Genomic DNA, 8,876 nt, shown 5'->3' with positions numbered 1-8,876 from the left:
CCCGGCCACATCATCGTCGCGCGCGGCGACACGCGGCTGAAAGTGCCGCTGCTCACATTCGACGGCACCGCCCCCGCGGCGACGCTCGTGACGACGGACACGAAGGCGAAAGCCGGGCCCGTCGCGAAGGCCCCCACGCTGTCGCGCGCGGCGTTCAGCGGCGACAACCGCCGCCGCCAGACGCTCGCCTTCCAGCTCGGCCTCGTCCGCGAACAGCACGGCGAAATGATGCTCGGCTTCCGCGTGCGCAAGATCTCCACGATGCCGTTCTTCGCCCGCGCCGGCCTGAAAGACGGCGATATTGTCAGCACGATCAACGGCGGCGGCCTCCATGATGAGGAAAAGGTGATGGAACTTGCCGACGAACTCGCCCAGTCAAAGCGCGTCGTGATCGGCTATATGCGCGACGGTGAGGCCCGCGAAGCGGTGGTCGACTTCACCGACTGATCGTATTGTTACAGAATTATTTCACTTTCACGAAAATACCGTGAAAGTATTGATTCGAACTGTCACAATATGCGTTCGCAAAACATTGCGAAATTTGTAATATTTCCATCATGAATCACCCCTAGGCGTCCGGCTCGGGACGGCAGTCATTGCTTCTGATTCGCAATGACCGCCTTGTTTGCCAACGACCACCAAAGGGGTGCTTCAATGTCACATCTCCGCAGTTTCCTGATGCTTGGTTCCGCGCTCGCGCTTGTCGCCTGCGGCGCTGACGACGTTGCATCCCCGGGCGAGGGCGTCATCGTGACGCCGACCCCCACGGCTGACTGCCCGACCGGCACGGCCGAGGTGAGTTCGGTCGCGGGCCTGCGCACCTGCCAGGTTTCGGGCACGATCACCGGCAGCCTCGTGCTGCGCAAACTCGACGGCATCGTCTATTCGCTTTCGGGCGTCGTTCAGGTCGGCGTCGACGTCGGTTCTGACGGCACGGCGCCGGGCGGCACCGCGGGCATCCTGACCATCGAGCCGGGCGTCACCGTATTCGGCTCCTCGGGCGCCGATGCGCTCGTCGTCAACCGCGGCTCGCAGATTTATGCCGAAGGCACGGCTGCCGAACCCATCGTCTTCACGAGCCGCGCCAACATCGAGGGCACCTCGACGGCGGAAAGCATCGGCCAGTGGGGCGGTCTCGTCATCCTCGGCCGTGCGCCGATCGGCACCTGCTCGGCGGGCGGCACGACGCCAGGCACGGCGGGTTGTCAGGCAGCGGTGGAAGGCGTCACCAACGCCTACTACGGCGGCGGTCTCGCCAATGACAACAGCGGACGGCTCAAGTACTTCCAGATCCGCTACTCGGGCTTCGCGCTGTCGGCGGGCAACGAGCTGAACGGCATCACACTTGCGGGTGTCGGCCGCGGCACGACCTTCGAGTACGTGCAGGTCCACAACAGCTCGGACGATGGCATCGAGTGGTTCGGCGGCACCGTGAACGGCAAGCATATCGTGCTGACCGGCAACGACGACGACTCGATCGACACCGACAACGGCTATACCGGCGTCAACCAGTTTGTGATCGTCACGCACCGCGCCACGGCCGGCTCCGCTGGCGGCGACTATGTCTGGGAAGCCGGCTCGGGCGATGGATCGGTCAACGAAACCGTCCGCCAGGACACGCATTTCGCCAACGTCACGGCCGTGGCGAACGGCGGCGCGGCGATCCTGCTGCGCGGCGGCGGCGACTATCAGCTGACCAACTGGGTCTTGGCTGGCGCGGCGTCCTCCGCCTGTCTCGATATCGACGGTGCGGCGACCATTCAGGCCGCCGGCGCCGGTACGGACGAGAACGGCCCGCCGGTGTTCAAGTCGGTGTTCTTCGCCTGCGCGGCGCCCTACATTGACGATGCCAACGTCACGGGAGCGCAGATTCAGGCGCTGTTCGAGGTAGCCGGCAACAACAACACCGCCGCCGGAACATCCACGCTGACGAGCGTCTTCGTGAACGGTGCCAACGAAAGCGGCGTCACCGCGGTCAACAACCTCGCGACCGTGAACAGCTTCTTCCAGAACGTGGACTACATCGGCGCCGTGCGGAACGCTGCCGACACGTGGTGGCAAGGCTGGACCTGCGGCCTCGGTACTGGAACCGCCTGCACCGTCAATCCGGCGAACTGATCCGTCCGTGAAGCATCCGGGGCGGCGGCGCGCATCGGCGGCCGTCGCCCCCCTTCAGTTCAGGAAGATGGGAAAGCCCGCATGACCAGAATCTCGTCGATCACCACCCTGCTGCTGTCGAGCGCGCTCATATCAATGCCTGCGGTGGCGCAGGAAACGCAGCCGCAGCCGCAGCCGCAGCAAGATGAATCCATTGATATTTCCGCGCCCGGCGTGAGCGCCAGCGACGAGGTGATCGTCGTGCAGGGCCGCTACATACCCGAACCGCTTCGCGCAACGCCGGAAGTGATCAGCGTCCTCTCCGCGGCGGAAATCGCGCGCACCGGCGAAGGCGATATCGCGGGCGCGCTCCAGCGCGTCACCGGTCTCAGCCTCGTGGGCGGTCGCTTCGTCTACGTGCGCGGTCTCGGCGAGCGCTATTCGCTGGCGCTTCTGAACGGCCTCCCCCTGCCTTCGCCCGAACCGCTGCGCCGCGTTGTGCCGCTCGACATCTTCCCGACGGACGTGATCGCAAGCTCGGTTGTGCAGAAGAGCTATTCGGCGAACTATCCCGGCGAATTCGGCGGCGGTGTCATCAACCTGACGACGGCGGCGATCCCCGAGGAGAGTTTCCTCAAAGTCGGCGGCAGCATCAGCGGCGACAGCGAAACCACCTTCGAGCGCGGCTACACCTACTACGGCAGCGACACCGACTGGACGGGCTTCGACGACGGATCGCGCACGACTCCGGCGAACCTGAAGGCTGCAATGAACAGCGGCAACCTTCTGGTGGTCGGCCCGAATTTCAGCCTTGATACGATGAAGGGCCTGACTGCGAGCCTGCTCAATGCGCCGACCACGGTCGTGCAGCGCAACGACGACATTCCGCTCAACGGATCGCTCGATTTCAGCGGCGGTCTCAGCTTCGATATCGGCAGCGACCGCTTCGGCGTGATTGCAGCCTTCGGATGGGACAACAGCTGGGAAACGCGCGGCGGACTCCAGCAGCAGACGATCGGCCTCTCCGCGAACAGCGAAGGCCAGGATATCATCAAGCCAGACAGCAACTTCCGGTTCCTTTCGACCGAAAATCGCATCGTCGTGCACGGCCTGCTCGGTTTTGGCTACGAGTTCGGCGAGCACAAGCTGCGCTGGACCAACCTCTACATCCGCGACACCTCCAAGGAGGCGCGCGTCCAGGACGGCGTCGACGAGATCAATGTCGGCTCCGATCGCCTGAACAAGAGCTACACGAACTGGTTCGAGCGCCAGCTGATCGACACGCAGTTTGTCGGCGAGTTCAAGTTCAAGGATGTCGCACTCGACGTGCGCGGCACCTATGCGAACACGCAGCGCGAGGCGCCGTATGAGCGCGCGTTCAGCTATCGCTACGACGAGGAGATCGGCGATTTCCTGAATGACCTGCGCACGGGCGGCCAGAGCGCGACGATCTCGTTCTCGGATCTTTCTGAAGACGTGTGGGCGGGCTCCGCGAACGTCAGCTGGAAGCTGCCGACTGAACGCGATATCACGCTGACCGCGGGCTATGCCTACGCGGACACGACGCGCACCTCGACGCGCCGCGATTTCGCCTTCCTGCCGGAAGCGAGCCTCGGCCTTGCGGTTGCGCAGCAGCGGCCCGACTATCTGCTTTCTGACTACAACATCTACACCTACGACATCGTGCTCACCGACCGCTCCGGTGCAGCGGGTGTCGCGAAGTACGATGCGGGTCTGGAGGTACACGGCGGATACGTGCAGGCCGAGATCGAGCTGATGGAATTCCTGAACGCCAGCATCGGCGTTCGCTACGAGGACGCCAAGCAGTTCGTGAACGCCATCGATCTTTTCGGCACAGGTGGCGGCGCCGGTCTTTCGACGAGACTTGCCAACGATTATTTCCTGCCCGCCGCAACGATCACGTGGAACTTCGCGGAGGACATGCAACTCCGCATCGCCGCCTCGAAGACGATCGCCCGCCCGCAGTTCCGCGAGCTGGCGCCGCAGCAGTATTTCGATACGGAATCGGATCGTACGTTCATCGGCAACTCGTACCTGACCGACAGCGAGCTCCTGAATTTCGAAGCGCGCTACGAATGGTACATGGGCCGCAACGAGCGCGTGTCGCTCGCGGGCTTCTACAAGAAGATCGACAAGCCGATCGAGGCAATCGCCACGCAGCAGGGTCAGACGTTCTTCACCACCTTCGCCAACGCGCCGGAAGCGCAGCTTTACGGTGCGGAACTCGAGGTGCAGAAGTACTTCGCGCTCTCGGACTGGCTGCCCGGCAAGTTCTTCGAGACGCGCGACCTGCTGATCGCGACGAACTACACGTACACGCAATCGAAGATCAAGGTGAGCGCCGGCGACACGACGATCCCCACCGACACCGCAGGCGTGCCGATCGCGGCCTCGCTCGTTTTCAACGACGGTGCGAAGCTCACCGGCCAGTCGGATCACATCGTCAACGTGCAGATCGGTTTCGAGGACAGCGAAAGCCTGTCGCAGCAGACGCTGATGCTGACCTACGCCAGCAACCGCATCTCGAACCGCTTCTCCTATCAGGGCACGCCGATCGACTTCATCGAGGAACCCGGCCTGCGTCTCGATTTCGTGGCGCGACAGGGCTTCACGGTTGCAGGCCGCGAGCTTGAGGTGAAGTTCGAGGCACGCAACCTGACGGGCGAGAACTACGAGGAATTCCAAGAGTTCAACGGCACACGTGTCGATCGGAACACCTACGACATCGGCCGTTCCTTCTCGCTGGGTCTCAGCGCGAAGTTCTAAAACTCCGGGTCAGACGGAAAGGGCCTCGCCGCGTGCGGGGCCCTTTTTATTTCACGCCCACTGACGTTCGCGGAACCACTTGGTGATGACGTATTTCACACCGCTCCGCACCTTCATCGCGGCGTGCAGCGTCGCGGGATTGGGCGTGCCGTCGGCGCGGCGGTTGTTCCACGCGACGATCTTTCCGGTTTCCGGCTGCACGATCTTGTCGATCACCTTGAAGCGCGTCGCGCCGCCCGCGGCGGGCTCGTTGAGGTAGATCATCGCCGTCCACGTGCGCTGCCCGGAGACGGTGCAGTAGCGCGCGTAATCGGGACCATCCGGTTCGAAATAGTCGGTGTGCTGTTTGAATTCCTGCCCGACCGCGTAGCGCTGGCCTTGAATGGGTTCGCCAAAGGCGGGATCAATCCCCATCCAGGTGCAGATGCGTTCATTGAGCGCGGCGACAACGGGGTCCGCGCCGTCGAGATCGCAGGTCTCGCTGGTCCGGTAGGCGGCGTAGCCCAGATCGTCGGCGATTTCGGACGGGCGCCGCTTCGCATCGATGCGCGCGACGATCCCGGCGCATTCCTCCGGGGTCAGAAAGCGCTTCCGGATGTAGAGGTCGAGCTTCGGACTCGGGACCTTCTGCGCGCCTTCCAGCATCGGCTCAGCTCCGCCAGTAAGCCTCGACGTCGCCCTTCAGCGTGATGGTGAGCGGCTTTCCGCGCCGGTCCACCTTCTTGCCGAGCGCGGCGCGAATCCAGCCCTCGCTGACGCTGTATTCCTCCACGTCGATGCGCTCGCGCCCCTTGAAGCGGATGCCCACGCCGCGCTCCATCGCCTCCTGGCTGAAGAACGGGCTATCCGGGTCCGCGCTCAAGCGGTCTGGCGGGCTGTCGGTTTCGGTCATGATCTGATCCTGCTGTGTCTTCGCCCGCTTGTTAGCCTCTTTCGCGCGAAAGAAAAGAGCCGCCCGGCACATGTCCGGGCGGCCCGTTCCGCCGGCCGCGATGGGGTTCAATACGAACCGGCGGCACGGCCTTCAGTAGCAGTAGCGACGCTTGCCGCCCTTGGCGTCGATCTCGTGGCCGATGAGCGCACCGAGACCCGCACCGATAACGGTGCCGACGGTCTTGTCGCCGCGACGCGCCACCTCGTTGCCGAGTACACCGCCGAGGACGCCGCCGATCAGCGTACCTTCGATGTTGCTGTCCTTGCGGCAGCGGTCGTAGCTCGAATAATAGCGGCCATTGTTGCCGTACCAGCCGCCGCGATAGTCGCTGGAGCCGCGGTAATACACCGGGCGATAGCTGTCGTAATAGCGGCGTCCGTCGTAGAAGCGGCCATCGCGATAGCCTTCGCGATAGGCATGGCGCTTGTCGCGCCGATCATCCCAGCGGTCGTACTTGCGACCGTCGTGATAGCCCTTGCGATAGGCCTTGCGTTCGTCGTGGCGATCCTTCTGCCAATGCTTGCCGCCACGATCCCAACGGTCGTTGTCGGCCATCGCCGGCGCGGCGGTCAGCATGGTCATCGCCGCAGCGGCCATCAGAATCTTCCTGAACATATCCGTCTCTCCACTCTTCGTTGGTGGTCATCGGCGGGAGGGGAACGAAAGCCGCCGATGACCACACGGGAGAGATTGCGACTCGGCCCTTGAACGGCTTGTGAATGTCTCTGTCAGGGTTCGGACAGGTGCGACGAACGGCCCGTCGCAGGTGATGCTGCGACGGGCCAGAGCGGCTCAGCGCGTGGGAGGGCGCGCCGAACCGTCTTCAAGGGCGGCGCTTTGCATCGCGGCGCCGACGGGGCCGATGGCCGCGTGCGTTGCCTCGCGGCAGCGGCGCACCTCGCGCTTGCCGACAAGATCGGCGCTCGATGCCGTGCCGCAGGCGCTGCGCACGGCGATCCCGATGCGGCGATCGAGCGCGCGGCGCCCTTCGTGGGTCGCAAGGTCTAGATCGCCGTAGGACACGACGCGCGTGGCCTCTGTGGTAGGTTCGGCGGCGGCGGGCAGCGCCCACAGGGCGCCGGCGAGCGCGGAGAGCGCAAGCAGGGTTTTCATCGTTTGAACTCCATGCAGTGTGGGAGGGGTTCGCGGCGCCGCAGTGCCTGAATAGCGCGTTTGCGCCCACTCTCCGAACAACGATATTGCCAGCACGTTCTGCAAATGTGCAGAATGCGTGCGTGTTCGACTGGAACGATCTGCGCCATTTCCTCGCCGTCGCGCGCACGGGCAGCACGCTTGCGGCGGGTCAGGCGCTGCGGGTCAGCCAGACGACCGTGGCGCGGCGCATCACCGCGCTGGAAGCCGCGCTGGGCGTGACGCTCTTCGAGCGGCGGCAGAGCGGCTATGCGCTGACCCCGGCGGGCGAAGCCCTGCTCCTCCATGCAGAGGCGGTGGACACGGCGACGGCCAACTTCGCGGACGCCGCCAACCACCATATCCGGCAAGCCAGCGGCATGGTGCGCCTCACCGCGCAGGAAATCCTCACAGTCACGGTACTTGCCCCTGTGCTACGGGACCTTCGCCGCGCCTATCCATCCATCACGATCGAGCTCGACACCACGGATACGGTCCGCGATCTGTCCGCAGGAGAAGCGGACGTCGCGCTGCGCTCGGCCCGGCGCATTCACGGCGGAGGGCTTGTCTGCCGCCGCCTTGGAGACGAACCATGGACCGCCTATTGCAGCCGCAGCTATGCGGCCTCGAATGGCGTGCCCCGCACCGTCGAAACGTTGCGCGAGCATCCGCTGATCGTCGGAGGCGGCGGGCGGATATGGGAAATCTACAAGACTTTTCTGGAACAAAACGACCTCGGATCCGCCGTCGCCATCCATCACGCCTCGGTCACCGGCATTCTCGCGGCGGTGAAATCAGGATCAGGCGTCGCCATTCTCCCCGGTTTCGTCGCGGACGCGGACCCGGACCTCATCTGCTGCATTCCCGTGCCCGGCGGCGTCGAACGCGGCGTCTGGCTGGTGACGCACGAACGCGTGCGACATGTGCCCCACGTAAGGGCGGTGATGGATTTTCTCGGCGATGCGCTCTCCCGGCTGACGCGGCGGCCCGTGGGGGGATGAGCGGACTGGAAAATCGTGCGTCCCTCGACTTCGCTCGGGATGAAGGGCCTTTTTGATCAACGATCATCATCCCGAGCGAAGTCGAGGGGCGCACGACCCGAACAACAGAGGCGGTTTCGTTCTCTAACCTTCTCAAGGGCATAAATTCGTTAGCAAGCCTAAGGTCGATTCGTGGAATTGGGAGGGGACGCCGGAATTAGACGCCTTTCCATTCCAAGCCACCAGGCAGATCGAAGGCCGCATAGTCTACCTGAAGAACGCGCCTTCGGGCTGGTTCTGTGGCGGCCTCGGAAGCGTGCAGAATAGGCGTCGAATACAGCCAAAGATCGCCCGCCGCAGCCAAACAAGCCATGGTGCCGCAACGAGCCACGATCTCTTCCACCTTTGAAACTGGAACCATACCGACAGCGTGAGAGCCTGGAGCGATCAAAAGGGGTGCGTTTGTGGCAGGCACGTCGTCGAGATGGGCACGAATTGTTACCATCCGGGTAAGAAGATCGAAGGGAGGCGCTACATGGTTCAGGCCTTGCTTGACCGTCCAAGGCCCGAAGCCCTCAACCTCGCACCTTTCCCTAACGCAGATCGTCCGATCCTGATGCCAAGCCAATGACCAATTTGTTGTGGGTGTCTTGTTGAAAAGGATGGCCCGAACCGGTCTGGCAAGAGGACCTAAAGCCATCGCAGCGATCGCGCCGATGCCTCCCTCAATAGCCAGCAACGTTTCGAGTGCTTCGTTCCCGTGTAGGCGAACGCCCACTTCATCAGCCGGCGAACCAGCAAGGACCGTACTCAGTTGCGACAAACAGGGCTGAACCGCGCCCCTGAACAGCTGCGCCCCAACGACACGAAACTGGTCGGTTACCTCGATCATCAGCCGAAATTAAGTGCATGTCTTCCCGAGCGCAACGTACCGCCCACCCCTAAGC

General features: G+C 63.7%; 9 protein-coding genes. 4 read left to right on the top strand and 5 right to left on the bottom strand.

The features are described 5' to 3' along the window. The 3 genes from H2052_RS17690 to H2052_RS17680 all read left to right on the top strand — a co-directional run. Positions 1–447: S1C family serine protease (locus H2052_RS17690; RefSeq protein WP_293784902.1), on the top strand; the 447-nt coding region annotated here is incomplete at its 5' end. Positions 448–654: 207 nt separating this feature from the next. Next, positions 655–2,118, top strand: a complete 1,464-nt coding sequence (locus tag H2052_RS17685; protein ID WP_293784899.1) for a hypothetical protein — start codon at positions 655–657, stop codon at positions 2,116–2,118. Between the two features lie 81 nt (positions 2,119–2,199). Further along, the gene (locus H2052_RS17680) at positions 2,200–4,884 is read left to right on the top strand and encodes a TonB-dependent receptor (protein ID WP_293784896.1); all 2,685 of its coding nucleotides are present in this window, start codon (positions 2,200–2,202) and stop codon (positions 4,882–4,884) included. A gap of 51 nt (positions 4,885–4,935) precedes the next feature. Here the strand turns inward: H2052_RS17680 and H2052_RS17675 are convergent, their stop codons facing one another. The 4 genes from H2052_RS17675 to H2052_RS17660 all read right to left on the bottom strand — a co-directional run bounded on the left by H2052_RS17675 (position 4,936) and on the right by H2052_RS17660 (position 6,931). Next, complete coding sequence (locus H2052_RS17675; protein WP_293784893.1) at positions 4,936–5,529, bottom strand: 2OG-Fe(II) oxygenase; 594 nt, start codon at positions 5,527–5,529, stop codon at positions 4,936–4,938. 4 nt (positions 5,530–5,533) lie between these two features. Beyond that, positions 5,534–5,776: a DUF3297 family protein gene (locus H2052_RS17670; protein ID WP_293784890.1), complete on the bottom strand. Its 243-nt coding sequence runs from the start codon at positions 5,774–5,776 to the stop codon at positions 5,534–5,536. 132 nt (positions 5,777–5,908) lie between these two features. Further along, a complete protein-coding gene (locus H2052_RS17665; protein WP_293784887.1) occupies positions 5,909–6,433 on the bottom strand; it encodes a glycine zipper 2TM domain-containing protein in 525 nt (174 codons plus the stop codon). A gap of 177 nt (positions 6,434–6,610) precedes the next feature. Then, positions 6,611–6,931 (bottom strand): UrcA family protein, encoded by a 321-nt coding sequence (locus tag H2052_RS17660; RefSeq protein WP_293784884.1) that lies wholly within the window; start codon positions 6,929–6,931, stop codon positions 6,611–6,613. A 122-nt stretch (positions 6,932–7,053) separates the two neighbouring features. On the opposite strand from H2052_RS17660, the gene H2052_RS17655 reads away from it, so the two are divergent. Continuing rightward, positions 7,054–7,950 carry a LysR family transcriptional regulator gene (locus tag H2052_RS17655; protein WP_293784881.1) on the top strand — a complete coding sequence of 299 codons (897 nt, stop codon included), beginning with the start codon at positions 7,054–7,056 and terminating at the stop codon, positions 7,948–7,950. A gap of 196 nt (positions 7,951–8,146) precedes the next feature. Here the strand turns inward: H2052_RS17655 and H2052_RS17650 are convergent, their stop codons facing one another. Next, positions 8,147–8,821: a phytanoyl-CoA dioxygenase family protein gene (locus H2052_RS17650; protein ID WP_293784878.1), complete on the bottom strand. Its 675-nt coding sequence runs from the start codon at positions 8,819–8,821 to the stop codon at positions 8,147–8,149. Positions 8,822–8,876 lie beyond the last annotated feature (55 nt).

The organism is Sphingosinicella sp., assembly GCF_013911755.1.
Taxonomy (GTDB): domain Bacteria; phylum Pseudomonadota; class Alphaproteobacteria; order Sphingomonadales; family Sphingomonadaceae; genus Sphingosinicella.
The sequence above is the reverse complement of the archived record's forward strand: the minus strand, read 5'-3'. Positions and strand labels throughout refer to the sequence as shown.